An 18871-nucleotide genomic window follows, 5' to 3' on the forward strand; every position below is an offset into this window, starting at 1 on the left:
TGCACGACCACCGCACCGGGCCCCTTCGCGTGTGCGGCCATCGCCGGGCAGCGGACGGCGGACGGCGGGTGGCAGTCGGCGGCCTCAGGCCGCCGAGGGGTCCGGGCTCGGCGACGGGCGCCGGCTCGCGATGACCTTGTCCGCGAGCGAGCGCGGGCTGGTGAGGAAGCCGAAGCCCCACGACATGTGCATCGTGGCGATGGCCACCGGGATCTGCGCCCGCGCCTTGAGCGGGAGGCCCTTGCCGGCCGGGATCGAACCGAGCGCGATCCCCGCGAGGTAGCCGGCCGGGACCGCGAAGGCCCACGGGGTCACGGCCGCGCCCGCCACCACTCCGGCCGCGATCGCGCAGACGGCGGTCGGCGGGGCCAGGTAGCGCATGTTGATCGAGCCCGCGTGATAGCGGGCCACCACGTGCCGCCAGCGGCCGTAGTCCTTGTACTGCTTCGCCAGCGCCCGCACCGTGGGCCGCGGGCGGTACTGGACCTTCAGCTCGGGCGAGAACCAGATCAGCCCGCCGGCCTCGCGGATGCGGAAGTTCAGCTCCCAGTCCTGCGCCCGGATGAACTCCTCGTTGTAGCCGCCCGCCCGCTCCAGCGCCTCGCGCCGGAACACGCCCAGGTAGACCGTGTCCGCCGGGCCCGCCTCGCCACCGGTGTGGAAGGCCGCGTTGCCGACGCCGAGCTTCGAGGTCATCGCCGCGGCGACGGCCTCCTCCCAGGCGTTCTCGCCCTCGGCGTGCATGATGCCGCCGACGTTCTGCGCACCGGTCTCCTCCAGGAGGCGGACCGCGGTGGCGATGTAGTTCGGCGAGAGCATGCCGTGGCCGTCGACGCGCACCACGATCGGGTGGCGCGACGCCTTGATGGCGGCGTTGAGGGCGGCCGGGGTACGGCCGGACGGGTTCGGAACGGTGACGACGCGGGGGTCCTCGCGTACGAGCTCGGCGGCGATCTCGTCGGTGCGGTCCGTGGACGGCCCCAGCGCGATCACCACCTCCATCTCACCGGCGTACTCCTGTCCGAGGATGTGGTGGACGGAGTTGCGCAGGTGGCGCTCCTCGTTGAGCACCGGCATGATCACCGAGACTGCGGGCTGCTGGGCGGGCATGTGGTCCTTCAAGGTCGGGTATCGGTGTCACGTTACCGCGTACGGGGGAAACGGGTGCGCGCCGCCTGATCGGTCAGGACCGAGGCTGATCGTATGGGCCTACTGTTCTGACGATCTGACCATTATGTCCGGTTCGTCTTTCTCTGGTCCGTCCCTGTCGGCCCGGCTCCCCCGCGGAGGTGTCCCCGTGCCCCAGCCACCCCGTCCGCCCCGACCCGCCCGGCCCGCGCACCTGCCCCCGCACCCGCAGCGCACCCGGCGCGGCCCGGCCCCGGACCGCCGCGGCGACCGGCCCCGCGGCGGGCGGCCGCGGTGGGGGGTACGGCTGGCGGGCGGCCTGGCGGCGGTCGTCCTGGGCTCCGGGGCCGTCGGGCACGCGGTCATGACGGGTCTGGACACCGGGATCGAACGGGTGGACCCGTTCAAGGACATGAAGAACCGCCCCCAGGCCGGGCACGGCCTGAACTTCCTCCTCGTCGGCACCGACGGCCGCGACAGGATCAGCCGCGAGGACCGGCACGAGTACCGCCTCGGCGGCGCCCCCTGCCACTGCACCGACACCGTGATGCTGGTGCACCTCTCGGCCGACCGGGCGCGCGCCAGCGTCGTCAGCCTGCCCCGCGACAGCTACGCCGAGCTGCCCGCGCACCGCGACGGCTCCACGGGGAAGCAGCACGGCCCGCACCCGGTGAAGCTGAACGCCGCCTACGCCGAGGGCGGCCCCCAGCTGACCGTGCGCACCGTCGAGCACATGACCCGCGTCAAGATCGACCACTATCTGGAGGTCGACTTCACCAGCTTCATGCGGACGGTCGACGCGATGGGCGGCGTGGAGATCTGCACCGCCAAGGTCCTCGACGACCGGAACACCGGCCTGCACCTGCTGCCCGGCACCCACCGGCTGAGCGGCGGCCAGGCCCTGCAGTACGTGCGCTCCCGCCACGTGGACGGCGCCGCCGACCTCGGCCGGATGCAGCGCCAGCAGCGGTTCATGGCCGCCCTCATCAAACAGGCCGCCACCGGCGGGGTACTGCTGAACCCGGTGAAGTTCAAGCAGGTCAGCTCCACCCTGCTCGGCTCGGTACGGGCAGACCCCGGCTTCGGCTCCGAGCAGATGCTGGCCCTCGGCCAGGCCATGCGCGACTTCTCCCCGTCCTCCTCGGAGTTCGCCTCCGTGCCGGTCGGGGACCCGTCCTTCCCGGTCAAGGGCATCGGCTCCACCGTGAAGTGGGACGAGCCGAGGGCCGCCGAGCTCTTCGAGGCGCTGCGCCAGGACCGCCCGCTGACCCCCGGCCCGGCCCCCGGGCCCGGGCGGTCCGCCCGCCCGCAGCAGCCGCCCGCGGTGCCCGTGGACGTACCTCCGGAGCGGATCCGGGTCCGGGTCGAGAACGGGACCCGGATCGACGGGCTGGGCGGCCGGGTGGACGCGGCCCTGCGCGCCACCGGCTTCGACACCACCGGCACCCCGGGCAACGGGGCCGGCCGCGGCGTCAGGCGCACGGTGATCGCGTACGACCCGCGCTGGGACCGCTCCGCCCGTACGGTGTCCGCCGCGCTGCCGGGCAGCGAGCTGCGGGCCGTGCCGGGGCAGGGCCGCACCGTGCTGGTGATCGCCGGAACGGACTACGAGAAGGTCGTGCCGGTCCGGCCGGAGGACCCGCACGAGGGACGGTTCGGGGTGGTCACCGGCGACCAGGTGGTCTGCGCCAAGTAGGGCGGGGAGGAGGGGACGGGCGGCACGGGCCGCCGGGTCAGTCGTCGAAGCCCTGGGCGGCCCGCTCCTCGCGCAGCGCCATGATCGCCCGGCGCCGGGCGAGCCGGTGCGTGCGGCGGATCATGGCCTCCTGGTAGCGCCGCTTGTCCTGGTCGGTCTCGGGGACCACGGGCGGGACGGTGCGCGGCTTGCCCTCGCCGTCCACGGCCGTGAAGACGAGGTAGGCGCTGCCGACCTGGGTGGCGGGGGTGGACTCGTTCCACCGCTCGGCCAGGACCCGGACGCCGATCTCCATCGAGGACCGGCCGGTCCAGTTGACCTGCGCCTTGACGTGAACCAGGTCACCCACGCGGACCGGGGCGAGGAACGCCATCTCGTCCATGGAGGCGGTCACGGCCGCGCCGCCCGAGTGGCGGCCGGCGACGGCGCCCGCCGCGTCGTCGACGAGTTTCATGATCACGCCACCGTGCACCGTGCCCAGGAGATTGGTGTCGTTGGCGGTCATGATGTGGCTGAGGGTGGTCCGCGAGGCCGCGGTGGGCTTCCCCTGCAGGTCACCCGTCGTCGCGCCCGGTATCTGTGTCATACCGCTACCTTAAAGCCGGCCCGGATGCATCAGCTGTGCAACAGCACCGGCACGAAGCTCCGCCCGGACTGTCGTGCACCTCCCGCGACCGGGCATCCTATGCGGCATGAACGAGTGGCCGGATGGGCGCGGTGACAGCCGCGAGGACGGGTACGGGCGCGGCAGCGCGCAGGCACAGCCGGAGGGCGCCCGGCGGATGCCGCACGTCCAGCGACGCGGGCCGGGACTGCCCCCGCAGCCGCAGCAGCCCCAGCGGCCCCCTCAGCCCCCGGCGGGGCGGCCGGGCCGGCCGCCGGCGCCCGCGTACGGGGTGCCGCAGCAGCAGTCCCACGGCCAGGACGCCTACGGCGGCTACGACAGCGGCTACAACACCGGCCAGGTCTACGGCTCGCCGCAGCGCAGCCCGCAGCACCCGGGCGGTCCCGGCGGGCCCGGCGCGCCTGGCGGGCCGGGGCAGCCGCCGTCGGCCCGGCCCGGCGGCCGTGGTCCCGCCGCCGCCCCGGACTGGCGCCGGCGCATCAAGATCGGCTCGATCGTCCTGGCCACGGTCCTGGTGGCGACCACCGTCGGCACCTACTTCTGGGCCGACTCCAAGGTGCGCCGCGAGGTCGACCTCTCCAAGGTCATCGAGCGCCCGAAGGACGACGACTGCACGACGTACCTGATCGTCGGCTCCGACAGCCGCGAGGGCATGTCCGACGAGGAGAAGAAGAAGCTCCACACGGGCTCCGCCGAGGGCAAGCGCACCGACTCGATGATGATCCTGGCGGCCTGCTCCGGCGGGAACACCATGATCTCGCTGCCGCGCGACTCGGACGTGGAGATCCCCTCCTTCGTCGGCTCGCAGTCCGGCAAGAAGTACCCGGGGACGGGCAAGCACACCAAGCTCAACGCGGCGTACGCGGACGACGGCCCGGAGCTGCTGGTCCGCACCGTCGAGCACAACACGGGCCTGCACATCGACCACTACGCCGAAATCGGCTTCGCGGGCTTCGCGAACATCGTCGACGCGCTCGGCGGCGTCGACATGAACATCGAGAAGGGCTTCAAGGACGAGAAGTCCGGCGCCGACTTCAAGGCCGGCGAGCAGACCCTCAACGGCGAGCAGGCCCTGGCCTTCGTCCGCACCCGGTACGCCTTCGCCGAGTCCGACCTGGCCCGGACGAAGAACCAGCAGAAGTTCCTGGCGGCCCTGGCCAGCCAGGCGGCCACCCCGGGCACCGTCCTCAACCCGTTCAAGCTGTACCCGGTGCTGGGCGCCGGGCTGGACACGCTGATCGTGGACAAGGACATGGGCCTGTGGGACATGGGCGAGATGTTCTTCGCGATGAAGGGCATCAGCGGCGGCAGCGGCACCTCGATGAACATGCCGATCGCGGGCGAGCGCGGCGGGAACCTGCTCTGGGACAAGCCGAAGGTCAAGCAGATCGTCCAGCAGATCCAGAACGGCGAGAAGGTCACCGTCACCGGCAACTGACCGGGGGGACCGTACGACGACGGCCCCTGCTCCGGCATCGTGGAGCAGGGGCCGTTCGGCGTCTTCCGGTACGGGGCGGGGGCGGGCCGGCTCAGCCGTCCGCGGAGAAGCGGAGCGCCTTGGGGGGCAGCTCGGCGCGGCACCAGACGCGTGCGCCGGCCCGCAGCTCGTTGTCCGCGCCGATGACGGCGCCGTCGCCGACGACCGAGGCGTCGAGCACGGTGCGCGGGCCGACGGTGGCGCCGACGCCGATCAGGCTGGCGCTGACCTGCGTGTCCGGCCCGATGACGGCGTCGTCGAGGACGATGGACCCGGTCACGACCGCGCCCGCCCCGACGGTGGCCCCGGCACCGACGACGGTGCCGCCGGAGAGCTTGGCCCCGGGCTCGACCCGGGCGCCCGGCAGGACGAGGGACTCGCCGCGCGGCCCGGGCACGGCCGGCGAGGCCACGACGCCCCGGACCAGGTCGGCGGAGGCCTGGACGAAGGACTCGGGCCTGCCGAGGTCCAGCCAGTACGTGTTCTCGGTGACGCCGTGCAGCAGGGCGCCGTCGGCGAGGAGGCCGGGGAAGGTCTCGCGCTCGACGGAGACGGGCCGGTCGGCCGGGATGGAGTCGATCACGCTGCGCCGGAAGACGTAGCAGCCGGCGTTGACCTGGTCGGTGATGATCTCCTCGGGGGTCTGCGGCTTCTCGGTGAAGGCCAGCACCCGCCCGTCGGGATCGGTGGGGACCAGGCCGAACGCACGCGGGTCCTCGACCTGCACCAGGTGCAGGGTGACGTCGGCGGAGGCGGCCCGGTGGGCGTCGACGAGGCCGGCGATGTCGAGGCCGGTGAGGATGTCGCCGTTGAAGACGAGGACCGGGTCGTCGGGCCCGCCCGTCAGACGGCGGGCGGCGTTGCGGATGGCCCCGCCGGTGCCGAGGGGCTCGTCCTCGACGACGTACTCCAGCTGCACGCCGAAGTCGGAGCCGTCACCGAAGTACGGCTCGAAGACCTCGGCCAGGTAGCAGGTGGCCATCACGATGTGTGTGACGCCGGCGGCCCGCGCCCGGGCTATCTGGTGTGCCAGGAACGGCACACCGGCCGCCCGCACCATGGGCTTCGGGGTGTTCACCGTGACGGGGCGCAGCCGCGTCCCCTGCCCGCCGACCAGCAGGATCGCTTCCAAGTTCCTTCTCCCCACCCGGTCCGGGCCTATGAAGCTCCAAAGCTAACCCATCCCCGCCCGCCGCCCGCCGCGCGGCACACGAATCGTGACCGGACCCCGTGCGGGCCCGCCACCTGGGCTTCTACCGCCCGCGCGCCGGGCGCGGGCAGCGCAGCGGGGGGGAGGGGGGGGGGGGGGGGGGGGGGGGGGGGGGGGGGGGGGGGGCGGGTGTTTTTTCTTGCTATCCTCCTCCGCCCCCCCCCCCCCCCCCCCCCCACCCCCCCCCCGCCGACCCCCCCCCCCCCCCCCCCCCCCCCCCCCCCCCCCCCCCCCCCCCCCCCCTCCTTCCCCCCCCCCCCCCCCCCCCCCCCCCCCCCCCCCCCCCCCCGCTGTCGCGAGGAGGGGGTCCTACGGCAGGTTGCGGGCCATGACGATCCGCTGGACCTGGTTCGTTCCTTCATAAATCTGCGTGATCTTGGCGTCGCGCATCATGCGCTCGACCGGGTAGTCACGGGTGTAGCCGTAGCCGCCGAGGAGCTGGACGGCGTCCGTGGTGACCTCCATGGCCACGTCGGAGGCGAAGCACTTGGCCGCGGCGCCGAGGTAGGTCAGGTCGGCGTCGCCGCGCTCGGAGGCGGCGGCGGCCTGGTAGGTCAGGGCGCGGGCGGCCGAGACCTTCATGGCCATGTCCGCGAGCATGAACTGGATGCCCTGGAAGTCGGCGATCGGCTTGCCGAACTGCTTGCGCTCCTGGACGTAGCCCTTGGCGTAGTCGAGGGCGCCCTGCGCGATGCCGAGGGCCTGGGCCGCGATGGTGATGCGGGTGTGGTCCAGGGTCTTCATGGCGGTGGCGAAGCCGGTGCCCTCGGCGCCGATCATGCGGTCGGCGGGGATCCGGACGTTGTCGAGGTAGACCTCGCGGGTCGGGGAGCCCTTGATGCCGAGCTTCTTCTCCGGGGCGCCGAAGGAGACGCCCTCGTCGCTCTTCTCGACCACGAAGGCGGAGATCCCCTTGGAGCGCTTCTCCGGGTCCGTCACGGCCATGACCGTGTAGAAGTCGGAGACGCCCGCGTTGGTGATCCAGCGCTTGACGCCGTTCAGGACCCAGAAGTCGCCGTCGCGGACCGCGCGGGTCTTCATGCCGGCCGCGTCCGAACCGGCGTCCGGCTCGGAGAGGCAGTACGAGAACATCGCGTCGCCCTTGGCGAGCGGCGTGAGGTACTTGGCCTTGAGCTCCTCGGAGCCGGAGAGGATCACCGGGAGGGAGCCGAGCTTGTTCACGGCCGGGATCAGGGACGAGGACGCGCAGACGCGGGCCACTTCCTCGATCACGATGACGGTGGCGAGGGCGTCGGCGCCCGCACCGCCGTAGTTCTCCGGGACGTGCACGGCGTGCAGGTCGTTGGCGACCAGCGCGTCCAGTGCCTCCTGGGGGAAGCGGGCCTCCTCGTCGACCGCCGCGGCGAACGGGAGGATCTTGGCCTCGCAGAGCGAGCGGACGGACTCTCGGAGCATGTCGTGCTCCTCGGCCGGGCGGTACAGGTCGAAGTCGGCAGAACCCGCCAAGATCTCTCACTCCCCAAGCTGAAGCGTGCGCTCAGTCATTGCTAACTACCGTTAAGTAACCCAAATCTTAGTGGCCGGCGTCCGCACAGCGGTATGTACGCGGCACGTGAGCTGCACGACAGCCGCCGGCACCGGTGAGGCCTCCCGGTGCTCCTGGGAAACGTCCCCCCTGACCGGCCCGACTATGCTCAGTTGCCGCAAACGGCCCCGCACCTCTGGAGCACCCATGGCCCCCCTCAGGATCACAGTGATCGGCACCGGCTACCTCGGCGCCACGCACGCCGCGGCGATGGCCGAGCTGGGCTTCGAGGTGCTCGGACTCGACGTGGTCCCGGAGAAGATCGAGATGCTGGCGGCCGGGCGCGTACCGATGTACGAGCCCGGGCTGGAGGAGCTGCTCTCCGCGCACGTCGCCGGACTGCCCGGCTCCACCGGGCGGCTGCGCTTCACGCAGTCCTGGGAGGAGGTCGGCGCCTTCGGCGACGTCCACTTCATCTGCGTGAACACCCCGCAGAAGCACGGCGAGTACGCGTGTGACATGTCCTACGTGGACTCCGCCGTGGAATCCCTCGCCCCGCACCTGACCCGGGCCGCGCTCGTCGTCGGCAAGTCCACCGTGCCCGTGGGCTCGGCGGAGCGGCTCGCCACCAAGCTGGCCGAGCTGGCCCCCGCCGGCGACGAGGTCGAGCTCGCCTGGAACCCGGAGTTCCTGCGCGAGGGCTTCGCCGTCCAGGACACCCTGCACCCCGACCGGATCGTCGTCGGCGTCCAGGGCGACCGCGGCGAGAAGCTGCTGCGCGAGGTGTACGCGACGCCGATGGCGGAGGGGTCGCCGCTCGTGGTGACCGACTTCCCGACGGCCGAGCTCGTGAAGACCGCCGCCAACTCCTTCCTCGCGACGAAGATCTCCTTCATCAACGCGATGGCCGAGGTGTGCGAGGCCGCCGGCGGCGACGTCGTCAAGCTCGCCGAGGCCATCGGCCACGACGAGCGCATCGGCGCCAAGTTCCTGCGCGCCGGCATCGGCTTCGGCGGCGGCTGCCTGCCCAAGGACATCCGCGCGTTCATGGCGCGCGCCGGCGAGCTCGGCGCCGACCAGGCGCTGACCTTCCTGCGCGAGGTCGACTCCATCAACATGCGGCGCCGCGGCCACATGGTGGAGCTGGCCCGGGAGGCGGTCGGCGGCGCGTTCCTCGGCAAGCGGGTCGCCGTGCTCGGCGCCACCTTCAAGCCGGACTCCGACGACGTGCGCGACTCGCCCGCCCTGAACGTGGCCGGGCAGATCCACCTCCAGGGCGGCCAGGTCACCGTCTACGACCCCAAGGGCATGGACAACGCCCGCCGCGTCTTCCCCACCCTCGCCTACGCGGACTCGGCCGTGGAGGCGGCCCGCGGGGCGGACGTGGTCCTGCACCTCACCGAGTGGCGCGAGTTCCGCGACCTCGACCCGGCGGAGCTCGGCGCGGTCGTCTCCGACCGGCTGCTCCTCGACGGGCGCAACGCCCTGGACGCGGCGCACTGGCGCGCGGCCGGGTGGACCTACCGGGCCATGGGCCGACCGCGCGCCTGACCCGGTCGCCCGCCCGGCGGGCCCGGGGCGCCGGCGCTGCGGGTCATGGCGCTAGGTCGGTCTGCGGTGTTGGGCGGCGCGGGCGGTGAACTCCGCGTCGCGCAGCACCCGCTGGGCGTTGCCCCAGGTCAGCAGGGACAGGTCGGACTCCGGCCAGCCCCGGTCGAGGAGTTCCGCGACCAGCCTCGGGTAGCCGGAGGGGTCGGTCAGGCCGGTCGGGCGCGGTGTGCCGTGCTCGGTGCCGAAGGATGCGCCGAGCCCCACGCAGCGCGGGCCAGCGACGGCCCGGAGGTGCTCCAGGTGGTCGGCGACCGCGTGCAGGGAGTCCCCGGTCTGCGCGGTGTCGAAGGTGACCATCGCGAGGCCGCCCGCGGCGCGGAGCGCGAGCAGCACCTCGTCGGTGACGTTGCCCGGGTGGTCGTTCAGCGCGGCCGCCGCGGTGTGGGAGACGATCACGGGGGCCTTGGAGGCGCCGGCGATCTGGCAGGCCACCACCGGCGGGCAGCCGGTCAGGTCCAGCAGCATCGCGAGCCGGTTCGTCTCCCTGACCACCTCGTGGCCGAAGGCGGTCAGGCCCTCCTGTGCCCAGGGCGCCCCCGCCGGTGCGAGGAGCCGTACGCCCAGCGCGTGGAAGGCGTGCAGGGCGCCGAGGGAGCCGAGGAGCGCCCGGCCGGTCACGGGGCCCAGGAACGAGGCGATCCGGCCGCGGTTGCGGGCGTCGGCCATGTCGTCGGCGGTCAGCGCCAGGCAGAGGCTGTCGGGGTAGCGGGCCACGAAGGCGCGGGCGTGGTCGATCTGTTCGAGGGTGTCGGACACCACCTGGTCCGGGACGGCGGCGTCGAGCGGCATCATCAGCGACCAGAACTGCGCGCCGACCCCGCCGGCGCGCAGCCGGGGGATGTCGGTGTCGACGCCCAGGTCGGTGGTGTCGATGTCGTGGTACGGGCTCTGGCGCAGGGTCCAGACGAGGGTGTTGTGACCGTCGGCCACGGGATGGACGGACAGCAGCGCGGCGGCCCGTTCGAGCGAGCCGGCGGGTACCACGGCGGGAAGGTCCTCGGCCCCGACGGAGCCGGGGCCCGGCAGGGCCGTGTCGAGCGTGTACGCGGGATTCCCGGCGTGCGGTTCGTCCTGCAGGTCGGCCATGGATGCGCTCCGGTCTCGGCGGCAGCAGGGGGAGGTGCTGCCACGGTGACACGCGGGGCGCCCCGGTCGCCCGGCGGATGTGGCGTTCGGGTGGAGGTCGCGGGCCGACCCGCAGGTCACGGCCTGGTCGGCACGGCCTTGCCGCCGCAGCGCCGACGGGCCACCGGGCGGGCGTCGGCACGGGCCCGCCGGTGCCGACGGGCCGCACGGGCGGCCCGCCCGTGCGGCCGCGTGGTTACGGCTGCGGGTGCAGCACCGCGTTGGAGGGGCCCCGGGACGCGGACAGCTCCCGCGCCACCGCCTCCGCGTCGCGCAGCGCCCGTACCGCGTTGGACCAGGTCAGCTTGGCCAGGTCGGCCTGCGACCAGCCGCGGTGCAGGAGTTCCGCGATGAGGTTCGGGTAGCCGGCGACGTCGTCCAGTCCGGCCGGGGTGAAGGCCGTGCCGTCGAAGTCGCCGCCGATGCCGATGTGGTCGACGCCGGCGACCTCGCGCATGTGGTCGAGGTGGTCGGCCACCGTGGCCGCGGTGGCCACCGGGCGGGGGTGACCGGCCTCGAAGGCCCGGTGCACCGCCATCGCCTCGGGGGTGGTGTCGAGGTGGTGGAAGCCGTGCGCGCGGAGGTTCTCGTCGGCGGCGAGGGTCCACTCGACCGCCGCCGGGAGGATGAACTTGGGCACGAACGTGGCCATGGCCACCCCGCCGTTGGCGGGCAGCCGCTCCAGCACGTCGTCGGGGACGTTGCGCGGGTGGTCGCAGACGGCCCGCGCCGACGAGTGCGAGAAGATCACCGGCGCGGTGGAGGTCTCGATGGCGTCCCGCATCGTCGTCGCCGCGACGTGCGAGAGGTCGACGAGCATGCCGATCCGGTTCATCTCGCGGACGACCTCGCGGCCGAAGTCCGTCAGGCCGCCGTGCCGGGCCTCGTCGGTCGCCGAGTCGGCCCAGTCGATGGTGTCGTTGTGGGTGAGGGTCATGTACCGCACGCCCAGCTGGTGCAGGGCGCGCAGGGTGGCCAGCGAGTTGTTGATGGAATGGCCGCCCTCGGCGCCCATCAGCGAGGCGATCCGGCCGTCGGCGCGGGCCGCCTCCATGTCGTCCGCCGTACGCGCCCGCACCAGGTCCCCCGGATAACGGTCGATCAGCTGCGCGACCGCGTCGATCTGCTCCAGGGTGGCGCTGACCGCCTGGTCGCCCGTGTAGTCGGAGCGGACGTACACCGACCAGAACTGCGCCCCGACCCCGCCGGCGCGCAGCCGCGGGATGTCGGTGTGCAGGTGGTCCGACTGGTCGCCGGCGAGGTCGCGGCGCCCCAGGTCGTAGCGCACCTGCTGGCGCAGCGCCCAGGGCAGGTCGTTGTGTCCGTCGACGACGGGGTGTTCGGCGAGCAGGACGCGGGCCCGGGCGAGCCGGTCCGCGGCCGCGGCGCTCACTTGCCGAACCCGAAGGACTCCGCGCCGGCGACCTTGGCCCGCAGCCGCTTGCCCTTCTCGGTGGCCTGGTCGTTCAGCTCCTGCTGGAAGTCGCGCATCCGGCCGAGCAGCTCGGGGTCGTGGGCGGCGAGCATCCGTACGGCGAGGAGGCCTGCGTTGCGGGCCCCGGCGACGGAGACGGTGGCGACGGGCACCCCGGCGGGCATCTGCACGATCGACAGCAGGGAGTCCATGCCGTCGAGGTACTTCAGCGGCACGGGCACGCCGATCACGGGCAGCGGAGTCACCGAGGCGAGCATGCCGGGCAGGTGGGCGGCCCCGCCCGCACCGGCGATGATCGCCTTCAGGCCGCGGCCGGCGGCCTGCTCCCCGTACGCGACCATCTCGCGGGGCATGCGGTGCGCGGAGACGACGTCGACCTCGTAGGGGATCTCGAACTCGTCGAGGGCCTGGGCGGCGGCCTCCATGACGGGCCAGTCGGAGTCCGAGCCCATGACGATGCCGATGACGGGGGCGGTGCCCTGGGTGCTGGGGGTGCTCATTCGGTGATGGTTCCTCTGAGGTAGCCGGCAGCGTGACGTGCGCGCTCCAGCACATCGTCCAGGTCGTCGCCGTAGGTGTTGACGTGGCCGACCTTGCGGCCGTGCTTCACGTCCTTGCCGTACATGTGGATCTTGACCTGTGGGTCGTGGGCCATGCAGTGCAGGTACCCCGCGTACATGTCGGGGTAGTCGCCGCCGAGGACGTTCGCCATGACCGTCCAGCGGGCGCGGGGGCGCGGGTCGCCGAGGGGAAGGTCCAGGACCGCGCGGACGTGGTTGGCGAACTGGGAGGTGACGGCGCCGTCCTGGGTCCAGTGGCCGCTGTTGTGCGGGCGCATGGCCAGCTCGTTGACGAGGATCCGGCCGTCGGTGGTCTCGAAGAGCTCCACGGCCAGGTGGCCGGTCACGCCGAGCTCCTTGGCGATGCGCAGGGCGAGCGACTGGGCCTCGCCCGCGAGCTCCTCGGAGAGGTTCGGGGCGGGGGCGATCACGGTGTCGCAGACGCCGTCGACCTGGATGGACTCCACGACGGGGTAGGCGACGGCCTGGCCGTGCGGGGAGCGGACGATGTTCGCCGCGAGCTCGCGGACGTAGTCGACCTTCTCCTCGGCGAGGACGGGGACGCCCGCCTTGAAGGGGGCCTCGGCGTCCTCGGGGGTGCGGACGAACCACACGCCCTTGCCGTCGTAGCCGCCGCGCACGGTCTTGAGGATGACGGGGAAGCCGCCGACCTCCTCGGCGAAGGCCGCCACGTCCGCCGGGTCCGCGACGATGCGGTGGCGGGGGCTGGGGGCGCCGATCGCGTCGAGCCGGGCGCGCATCACCCCCTTGTCCTGGGCGTGCACCAACGCGTCGGGCCCCGGCCGGACGGGGACGCCGTCCGCTTCCAGGGCCCGCAGGTGCTCGGTGGGCACGTGCTCGTGGTCGAAGGTGATCACGTCGCAGCCGCGGGCGAAGGCGCGCAGCGTCTCCAGGTCGCGGTAGTCGCCGATGACGACGTCGCTCACGACCTGGGCCGCCGAGTCCTGCGGGGTGTCACTGAGGATCTTGAACTTGATGCCGAGGGGGATGCCCGCCTCGTGGGTCATGCGGGCGAGCTGACCGCCGCCGACCATGCCGACTACCGGGAACGTCACCCCTCCAGAGTATCGGCCGGTTTTCCGCCATACGGACGCGGGCCCGCCCGGTACTCGTAGCAATCTCCCGTGTGCCCTGCGTCGCGTCGCTGGAGGAACGCACAGTGCCGGAAGGCACAGACGACCCGATGGGGTGACACTTAGCATGGGTGGGCCGACCGAGAAGCGAGTGACGCTCCCGCGCGGGGGCGGCGACGGACAGGACCGACCATTAGATGAGCACGCCGGAGCAGGGATCCGCTCTCGAACGCGTACGCGGGCTCGCGCGCGAGATCGCCAAGTTCGGGGCCGTCGGGGGCTTGGGCGTACTGGTCAACCTGGGTGTCTTCAACCTCATCCGGCACACCACGGACCTCCAGGTGGTGCGGGCGAGCGTCATAGCCACCGTCGTCGCGATCCTCACCAATTACATGGGTTTCCGGTATTTCACCTATCGGGACCGCGCCCATTCGGGGAACTCGCGCGAACTGCCGCTGTTCCTGGCGTTCAGCGTGATCGGGCTCGTGATCGAGAACGGCGTGCTGTACGCGGCGACGTACGGGTTCGGCTGGGACGGCCGGCTCGCGACGAACCTGTTCAAGTTCATCGGCATCGGCACCGCCACCGTCTTCCGCTTCTGGTCCTACCGGACCTGGGTGTTCAAGGCCCTCCCGGCGGCGCACGCGCCCGAATCCGCCCGCGGTCGAACCGCAACTGCGGCTGCCGCCCCCGAGCCGGCGCCGGAGCCCGCGGGCAAGTGACGGCGGGCACGTGACGGCGGGCACGTGACGGCGGGTACGTCACGGCGGGTACGTCACGGCGGGGGCCCGGCCGGGAATCCGGGCGGGCCCCCGCCGCGGTCAGCGGACCGTCTGCTCCGGCTCCCTGCGCGTCGGCTCCGTCCGGCTGAGGAACAGCGCGAACACCGGCGGCTGCGCCTGCAGCAGCTCCAGCCGGCCCCCGTCGGCCTCCGCGAGGTCCCGCGCCACCGCCAGGCCGATCCCGGTGGAGTTGCGGCCGCTGATGGCCCGCTCGAAGATCCGGTTGCCGAGGTCGGGCGGGACGCCGGGTCCCTCGTCCGTGACTTCCAGCACCGCCTGGTTCCCGATGACGCGGGTGCGCAGGGCGACCGTGCCGCCGCCGTGCATGAGGGCGTTCTCCACGAGCGTCGCCAGGACCTGCGAGACCGCGCCGGGCGTGCCGAAGGCCCGTACGCCCGTCCTCCCGGAGCGCACGATGGCCCGGCCGGCGCTGCGGTAGGCCGGCCGCCACTCCTCCACCTGCTGCTTGACGACCTCGTCCAGGTCGAAGGGGACCGCCGAGCCGGTCCGCGGGTCGCGCGAGTTGGTCAGCAGCCGCTGCACCACGTCCGTCAGCCGCTCCACCTGCGTGAGGGCGATGGTCGCCTCCTCGCGGACGGTCTCCAGGTCGTCGGTGACCGTGATCTCTTCCAGCCGCATCGACAGTGCGGTGAGGGGGGTGCGCAGCTGGTGCGAGGCGTCCGCGGCGAGCCGCCGCTCGGCGGTCAGCATGCGGGCGATCCGCTCGGCGCTGGAGTCCAGCACGTCCGCGACGCGGTCCAGTTCGGGGACCCCGTACCGGCGGTGCCGGGGCCGCGGGTCGCCCGACCCGAGCCGTTCGGCGGTCTCGGCGAGGTCGGTGAGCGGGGAGGCCAGCCGGTTGGCCTGGCGTACGGCGAGCAGCACGGCCGCCACCACCGCCAGCAGGGCGACGGCGCCAACCACCGCCAGCGTCCGCACGACCTCCCGGGTGACCGTGGCCCGGGACTCCTCGACGACCACGACCTCGCCCTGTTCGCCCTTGGCGGTGCCGCGGATGACGTCGTCGGGGATGCGTTCGCCGACCTCGACGGGCGGCTGGCCGGGGACGCTGATCCGGGCGTACCGGCCGGGGTCGAGCTGCTCGGCGAGGGCCTCGGAGTCGACGGGTCTGTGCTCCAGGACGTTCGCCTCGACGATGCCGACGAGGCGCAGCGCCTCGGACTCGATGCGGTCCTGGGCGCTGCTGGTGATCGTCCGGGTCTCCACGATGACGAGGGAGACCCCGAACACGGCGATCACGACGAGCACCACGGCGAGCGTGGAGTTGATCAGGCGGCGGCGCATGGCTGGGGCGGTTCGCTCAGCTCTTCTCGAAGCGGAAGCCGACGCCGCGGACGGTGGCGATGTAGCGCGGGTTCGCGGCGTCGTCGCCCAGCTTCTTGCGCAGCCAGGAGATGTGCATGTCGAGGGTCTTGGTGGAGGACCACCAGGTGGTGTCCCAGACCTCGCGCATCAGCTGGTCGCGGGTGACGACCCGGCCGGCGTCGCGGACCAGGACCCGCAACAGGTCGAACTCCTTGGCGGTGAGCTGGAGCTCCTCCTCCCCCATCCAGGCGCGGTGCGACTCGACGTCGATGCGCACGCCGTGGGTGGCGGGGGGCTGGGCCGCCTCGTTGGAGCCGCGCCGGAGCAGGGCCCGGACCCGGGCGAGCAGTTCGGCGAGCCGGAAGGGCTTGGTCACGTAGTCGTCGGCCCCGGCGTCCAGGCCGACGACGGTGTCGACCTCGTCCGCACGGGCGGTGAGCACGAGAATGGGGAAGCTGTGGCCCTCGGCGCGCAGCCGGCGGGCGACCTCCAGGCCGTCCATCCCCGGCAGGCCCAGATCCAGGACGACGAGGTCCACGCCGCCCTGCAGTCCCGCGTCCAGGGCCGTCGGGCCGTCTTCCCGGACCTCGACCTCGTACCCCTCCCGGCGCAGGGCGCGGGCCAGTGGTTCCGAAATGGATGCGTCGTCCTCGGCGAGCAGTACACGCGTCATGTGGGTGATGGTAGTCCGCGGCGGCGATCCGCAGGGGCGGCCCCGCACACCCCTTTCCAACTGGCCTTATGCGTGAAGGCCGCCTTCGAAAATGCTGAAACGGTTCCCAATCCCCCTGTGATCCATCTCTCAAGTCCTTTCATATGCTGCACGGTCGTGTCGTATGGTGGCGAGACGCCTGATGCACTACCTCCGGGACCTTTGCGCCGAAATCCGAGCCAAAGGTCTCAATTCTGTCCGGATTGATCAGAGGGTCTTGACGACTTTCGAGATCGACTCGGGTGACAGTGAATGACCTGTGGGCCGGGCCCCGCGCGCGAAGTGATGCGCGCGAGGGCGTGGATCCCGGTTGCGGATGTTCCCTCGCCCCCCGCCCTCGGCGGCGGGTGCGAGACCCCGGGGCGTGGGGGCCGGAACGCCCGCCGCCGGTTCCGGCCACCCCCCACCGGGCGCCGACCGGCTCACGAAGCCAGCGTCCCGAGCAAGCAAGGATCGACATGGCTTCCAGCCTGACGACGGGCACGGCGGACCCGTCCGCCGAGAAGACCTTCTTCGGCCACCCCCGTGGCCTGGCCACGCTCTTCATGACCGAGATGTGGGAGCGCTTCAGCTTCTACGGCATGAAGGCACTTCTCCTCGTCTACCTGCTCTCAGGCGGCCCGGACGCCAAGGACGGCAGCCAAAGCGGCGGCATCGCGATGGACGAGGGCACGGCGATCACCGTGTTCTCCATCTACGTCTCCATGGTCTACCTGCTCGCCATGCCGGGCGGGTGGCTGGGCGACCGTGTCTGGGGTCCCCGCAAGACGGTGACGATCGCGGCCCTGACGATCATGTCCGGCCACATCGTCCTGGCCCTTCCGGGCAGCGCGACGTTCTTCGTCGGTCTGGCCCTGGTCGCGATCGGCTCCGGTCTGTTGAAGGCCAACATCTCGACGATGGTCGGCCAGCTCTACAAGGACGCGGACGACCCGCGCCGTGACGGCGGCTTCACGATCTTCTACATGGGCATCAACGCGGGTGCCTTCTTCGCGCCGTTGATCATTGGCACGGTCGGCCAGGAGGTCAACTGGCACCTCGGCTTCGCCATGGCCGCAGTCGGTATGGGTATCGGCCTGGCCGCCTTCCTCCTGGGCACCAAGCACCTGAACCCGGTCAGCTCGGTCGTCCCCAAGCCGCTGTCGGCCGAGGAGCGCGCCTCCTGGATCCGCAAGATCGCCATCACGGTTGCGATCGTGGGCCTGTTCTACACCGCCGTCGGCATGGCCGGCATGTTCACCAAGGCGTGGGCGACCATCCCGCTGACCGTGATCGGCCTGATCGTCCCGGCCGGCGTCCTGATCCGCATCAAGCGGGACAAGGACCTGACCCGGTCCGAGCAGTCGAAGATGAGCGGCTACATCTGGTTCTTCGTCGCAGCAGCCGTCTTCTGGATGATCTACGACCAGGGCGCCTCGACGGTCCAGTCCTTCGGTGAGACCAAGGCCTCCGGTTCGCTGCTCGGTTTCGAGTTCCCCTCGTCCTGGTACCAGTCCCTGAACCCGGTCTTCATCATGGCGCTGGCCCCGGTCTTCGCCTGGATCTGGGTGTGGTTGAACCGCAAGGGCAAGGAGCCGTCGACGGTCGGCAAGTTCGCCGCCGGCCTGTTCTTCATCGGCGTCTCGTTCTTCTTCTTCCTGGCGCCGGTCACCATGGCCACGGACGGCAAGCTGGTCAGCCCGATGTGGCTGGTCGGGATCTACCTGATCCAGACGGTCGGCGAGCTGTGCATCTCCCCCGTCGGCCTGTCGGTCACCACGAAGATGGCGCCGGCGAAGTACGCCTCGCAGATGATGGGCGTCTGGTTCCTGGCGGTCACCGCCGGTGACTCCATCACCAGCCTCCTGTCCGACCCGGCCGTGTTCGGTGTGGACCTGAACGGCACGGGCGCCGTCGCGATCGAGGCGAGCCTCGCATGCCTGGCAGCCCTCGCGGTCTTCATGTACCGCAAGAAGGTCAAGGAACAAATGGGAGAGGTGCACTAACCCCTCCCGAACGGAACGGCCCGACACACCAGAAAGGTGCGTCGGGCCGTTCCGTTTTACGGACCGGAGAAAGAGGAACGCCTTCTGGGCAGAGGCGCCGAGCGGCAACATGGAGCCCCACCCGAAAGGTCGACCGAATCCACCCCCGTGTTCACCGGAGCGGAATTTCAATTCACCGGCCGTCGCTCAGGCGCCGCGGGTCTCGGAAGAGAATCCGACCAGGAAAGACTTGAAGCCGCAACCGACCGTCGCGGAAGAACCCGTCGAGGTCCAGCCGCTGTAATGGGTCCGGCGGACGACGTGCTCACGCGCACCCTGCACCACGTCGCAGGTGATCACAGCACGGTGGACTGCACCCGAGGGGAACCGGCCGGTGCAGCGGGACGTGACGTTCGGGCGCCCCGCCCCGTCCATGTCGGCGGTGGCCTTGCATCCACCGTTGATGTCACCGGACGACGCAGCCGACGCGGCCGGCGCACCCAGAACCCCCAGAGCCGAAGCAGCGGCCGCGGCGACGACGAAGAACTTGAGCTTCATTTTCTCCCATTCGGTGACGCCGGCCCGAAAATACGGCCGGGCGAATAACGTGCCGGCCTTCAGGGGAGCGAAGCTATCCACC

The 18871-nt window shown here is 72.0% G+C and carries 16 protein-coding genes; 5 read left to right on the forward strand and 11 right to left on the reverse strand.

What is annotated here, in order from left to right:
* Nucleotides 1–84: 84 nt before the first annotated feature.
* The gene (locus tag ACZ4VL_RS26230; RefSeq protein WP_361100097.1) at nucleotides 85–1110 is read right to left on the reverse strand and encodes a glycosyltransferase family 2 protein; all 1026 of its coding nucleotides are present in this window, start codon (nucleotides 1108–1110) and stop codon (nucleotides 85–87) included.
* Nucleotides 1111–1297: 187 nt separating this feature from the next.
* Between ACZ4VL_RS26230 and ACZ4VL_RS26235 the strand changes: the two genes are divergently transcribed.
* Entirely contained in the window at nucleotides 1298–2824 is a 1527-nt protein-coding gene (locus tag ACZ4VL_RS26235) for an LCP family protein (RefSeq protein WP_468204495.1), read from the forward strand.
* A 37-nt stretch (nucleotides 2825–2861) separates the two neighbouring features.
* Here ACZ4VL_RS26235 and ACZ4VL_RS26240 read toward each other — a convergent pair whose 3' ends face one another.
* Complete coding sequence (locus ACZ4VL_RS26240; protein WP_404240880.1) at nucleotides 2862–3410, reverse strand: acyl-CoA thioesterase; 549 nt, start codon at nucleotides 3408–3410, stop codon at nucleotides 2862–2864.
* Nucleotides 3411–3516: 106 nt separating this feature from the next.
* Between ACZ4VL_RS26240 and ACZ4VL_RS26245 the strand changes: the two genes are divergently transcribed.
* Nucleotides 3517–4887 (forward strand): LCP family protein, encoded by a 1371-nt coding sequence (locus ACZ4VL_RS26245; RefSeq protein WP_468204498.1) that lies wholly within the window; start codon nucleotides 3517–3519, stop codon nucleotides 4885–4887.
* 91 nt (nucleotides 4888–4978) lie between these two features.
* On the opposite strand, the gene manB is transcribed toward ACZ4VL_RS26245, so the two are convergent.
* Both manB and ACZ4VL_RS26255 read right to left on the reverse strand, forming a co-directional pair.
* Nucleotides 4979–6058 carry a mannose-1-phosphate guanylyltransferase gene (manB, locus tag ACZ4VL_RS26250; RefSeq protein ID WP_468204500.1) on the reverse strand — a complete coding sequence of 360 codons (1080 nt, stop codon included), beginning with the start codon at nucleotides 6056–6058 and terminating at the stop codon, nucleotides 4979–4981.
* Between the two features lie 387 nt (nucleotides 6059–6445).
* Nucleotides 6446–7552 (reverse strand): acyl-CoA dehydrogenase family protein, encoded by a 1107-nt coding sequence (locus ACZ4VL_RS26255; protein ID WP_468204541.1) that lies wholly within the window; start codon nucleotides 7550–7552, stop codon nucleotides 6446–6448.
* Nucleotides 7553–7829: 277 nt separating this feature from the next.
* Between ACZ4VL_RS26255 and ACZ4VL_RS26260 the strand changes: the two genes are divergently transcribed.
* On the forward strand, nucleotides 7830–9173 hold the full coding sequence (locus ACZ4VL_RS26260) for a UDP-glucose dehydrogenase family protein (RefSeq protein WP_361100081.1): 1344 nt from the start codon (nucleotides 7830–7832) through the stop codon (nucleotides 9171–9173).
* Nucleotides 9174–9224: 51 nt separating this feature from the next.
* On the opposite strand, the gene ACZ4VL_RS26265 is transcribed toward ACZ4VL_RS26260, so the two are convergent.
* From ACZ4VL_RS26265 to ACZ4VL_RS26280, 4 genes are all read right to left on the reverse strand, one after another.
* A complete protein-coding gene (locus ACZ4VL_RS26265) occupies nucleotides 9225–10319 on the reverse strand; it encodes a membrane dipeptidase (protein ID WP_468204503.1) in 1095 nt (364 codons plus the stop codon).
* Between the two features lie 235 nt (nucleotides 10320–10554).
* Entirely contained in the window at nucleotides 10555–11751 is a 1197-nt protein-coding gene (locus tag ACZ4VL_RS26270; protein WP_468204505.1) for a dipeptidase, read from the reverse strand.
* Nucleotides 11748–12293, reverse strand: coding sequence for a 5-(carboxyamino)imidazole ribonucleotide mutase (gene purE, locus ACZ4VL_RS26275; RefSeq protein WP_468204508.1), 546 nt, complete (start codon nucleotides 12291–12293; stop codon nucleotides 11748–11750). The genes ACZ4VL_RS26270 and purE overlap by 4 nt, the downstream gene beginning before the upstream one ends.
* Nucleotides 12290–13429, reverse strand: coding sequence for a 5-(carboxyamino)imidazole ribonucleotide synthase (locus ACZ4VL_RS26280; RefSeq protein WP_468204509.1), 1140 nt, complete (start codon nucleotides 13427–13429; stop codon nucleotides 12290–12292). The genes purE and ACZ4VL_RS26280 overlap by 4 nt, the downstream gene beginning before the upstream one ends.
* A gap of 215 nt (nucleotides 13430–13644) precedes the next feature.
* Between ACZ4VL_RS26280 and ACZ4VL_RS26285 the strand changes: the two genes are divergently transcribed.
* Nucleotides 13645–14169, forward strand: coding sequence for a GtrA family protein (locus ACZ4VL_RS26285; RefSeq protein ID WP_468204511.1), 525 nt, complete (start codon nucleotides 13645–13647; stop codon nucleotides 14167–14169).
* A 99-nt stretch (nucleotides 14170–14268) separates the two neighbouring features.
* On the opposite strand, the gene ACZ4VL_RS26290 is transcribed toward ACZ4VL_RS26285, so the two are convergent.
* Entirely contained in the window at nucleotides 14269–15534 is a 1266-nt protein-coding gene (locus ACZ4VL_RS26290) for an ATP-binding protein (RefSeq protein ID WP_468204513.1), read from the reverse strand.
* A gap of 16 nt (nucleotides 15535–15550) precedes the next feature.
* Entirely contained in the window at nucleotides 15551–16228 is a 678-nt protein-coding gene (locus ACZ4VL_RS26295; protein ID WP_361100060.1) for a response regulator transcription factor, read from the reverse strand.
* Between the two features lie 497 nt (nucleotides 16229–16725).
* On the opposite strand from ACZ4VL_RS26295, the gene ACZ4VL_RS26300 reads away from it, so the two are divergent.
* Nucleotides 16726–18252 (forward strand): peptide MFS transporter, encoded by a 1527-nt coding sequence (locus ACZ4VL_RS26300; protein WP_468204516.1) that lies wholly within the window; start codon nucleotides 16726–16728, stop codon nucleotides 18250–18252.
* Nucleotides 18253–18438: 186 nt separating this feature from the next.
* On the opposite strand, the gene ACZ4VL_RS26305 is transcribed toward ACZ4VL_RS26300, so the two are convergent.
* Entirely contained in the window at nucleotides 18439–18870 is a 432-nt protein-coding gene (locus ACZ4VL_RS26305) for a hypothetical protein (protein WP_468204518.1), read from the reverse strand.
* Between the last annotated feature and the right edge of the window lies 1 nt (nucleotide 18871).

The organism is Streptomyces sp. NPDC029014, from assembly GCF_055564695.1.

What these genes read in the sequence shown, in the direction of transcription:
- ACZ4VL_RS26245 (WP_468204498.1), top strand. Translation starts at nt 3,517, where the DNA reads ATGAACGAGTGGCCGGATGGGCGCGGTGACAGCCGCGAGGACGGGTAC.
- ACZ4VL_RS26240 (WP_404240880.1), bottom strand. Translation starts at nt 3,410, where the DNA reads ATGACACAGATACCGGGCGCGACGACGGGTGACCTGCAGGGGAAGCCC.
- ACZ4VL_RS26230 (WP_361100097.1), bottom strand. Translation starts at nt 1,110, where the DNA reads ATGCCCGCCCAGCAGCCCGCAGTCTCGGTGATCATGCCGGTGCTCAAC.
- ACZ4VL_RS26260 (WP_361100081.1), top strand. Translation starts at nt 7,830, where the DNA reads ATGGCCCCCCTCAGGATCACAGTGATCGGCACCGGCTACCTCGGCGCC.
- ACZ4VL_RS26295 (WP_361100060.1), bottom strand. Translation starts at nt 16,228, where the DNA reads ATGACGCGTGTACTGCTCGCCGAGGACGACGCATCCATTTCGGAACCA.
- purE (WP_468204508.1), bottom strand. Translation starts at nt 12,293, where the DNA reads ATGAGCACCCCCAGCACCCAGGGCACCGCCCCCGTCATCGGCATCGTC.
- ACZ4VL_RS26285 (WP_468204511.1), top strand. Translation starts at nt 13,645, where the DNA reads ATGAGCACGCCGGAGCAGGGATCCGCTCTCGAACGCGTACGCGGGCTC.
- ACZ4VL_RS26255 (WP_468204541.1), bottom strand. Translation starts at nt 7,552, where the DNA reads ATGCTCCGAGAGTCCGTCCGCTCGCTCTGCGAGGCCAAGATCCTCCCG.
- ACZ4VL_RS26300 (WP_468204516.1), top strand. Translation starts at nt 16,726, where the DNA reads ATGGCTTCCAGCCTGACGACGGGCACGGCGGACCCGTCCGCCGAGAAG.
- ACZ4VL_RS26265 (WP_468204503.1), bottom strand. Translation starts at nt 10,319, where the DNA reads ATGGCCGACCTGCAGGACGAACCGCACGCCGGGAATCCCGCGTACACG.
- ACZ4VL_RS26290 (WP_468204513.1), bottom strand. Translation starts at nt 15,534, where the DNA reads ATGCGCCGCCGCCTGATCAACTCCACGCTCGCCGTGGTGCTCGTCGTG.